Raw genomic sequence first — 1,174 nt, forward strand, 5'->3', positions numbered from 1 at the left:
TCATGGAGAAATTGGAGGGCTTCTTCATTGCCTTTAAGCGTTTCACCCTCGCTTACACCACGCCCCATAATCTGTGCACGTAAGCTAAATGTAACACAATCGCCACCTTCTTTCCTAAGTTCATTTTTGACTTGAATGATACTATTGGAGCCTTCTCCCATTAATGGTTCAATATCAAGCGCTTTAGACGCTTCATAATTTAATCTCTTTGACCAAGCTTTCACCGCTTGAGCATCATTAATAGGTATACGTGTTATTGCCATTGATTTTACCTTTCTTTGCTATAAAAAAACCGGCTTAAAGCCGGCAAAAACCCGCATTAAAAGCGGATTACGTTATGCACCTAGACTATAATCAGCCATCGCGCCCCATTAACTTATCAAAAATGATTTGATTCTTAGGATTGCTATACCATTCTCCAAATTCTTTATCAGACATATTTCCAATAGATTCTAAAGTCATAGGACCCGTCACGCCCCCTCCACCAGATGCCGTTAAGGTTCTCGCAGAATTCTGACGGCTTTGAAGTTCTGCAACTTGATTATTCGCTTGTACTGCTTGGTTCTGATAGCCAAGATTTTGCGCTATTCTATAAATCTCTTCTGCCGGATTGAGATCTCTTTGTGCACAAGTCGCTACAATCGTACGCAATTCATTCCTTATGATCTCAGAAATTGTGTTTGGATCTGCGTACTCAGGATAAAGTGACGACCAAGAACTCAATTCCTTCGCACGCTTCTCATAAAGAAAATTTGCCGCATCACCAAAATCACTGGATTTATTTTGAAACGACTTAACAGAATTGTTGAAAAACTGACCAAGACGTATATCATGCTGCTGCTGTTCCTCAGCTTGTCTTAGCGCTTCTTTCTGTTCCCTAATATACGCATCCTGCTCTCGAATCTTTTTTCCCATCCAACTCATATAGCCAATAATGTCTTGTGTAGGGTCTGGGGGTGCATTTTCACCTTCAACCATTGGCGTCTGGGATTGGGGTTCATAAAGCTTGACAAGCGCTTCACGAGCTTGTTTGGCTTGTTGCTCCATACGCTGCTGTTCTAAATTAGGAACAATCTCTGAAGGCTTTTCAACGGGCGGTGCAACCGGCTCTGGAGAGGTGACATCATCATTATCAATCGTTTCACCATCATAAGTGCCGGCATCAAAAGAGCTC

Annotated in this window: 2 protein-coding genes; both read right to left on the reverse strand. The window is 42.1% G+C overall.

Annotated features, from left to right (window positions below):
• The coding region (locus ACFIJP_RS09210; RefSeq protein WP_375627114.1) for a DUF4043 family protein at positions 1–263 on the reverse strand (263 nt) is incomplete at its 3' end.
• A 91-nt stretch (positions 264–354) separates the two neighbouring features.
• On the reverse strand, positions 355–1,174 hold an 820-nt coding region (locus ACFIJP_RS09215; RefSeq protein ID WP_375627116.1), incomplete at its 5' end, for a hypothetical protein.

Origin of the sequence: Bartonella sp. MU37NMGALS (assembly GCF_042194015.1) — a bacterium.
In the GTDB taxonomy this organism is placed as follows: domain Bacteria; phylum Pseudomonadota; class Alphaproteobacteria; order Rhizobiales; family Rhizobiaceae; genus Bartonella; species Bartonella grahamii.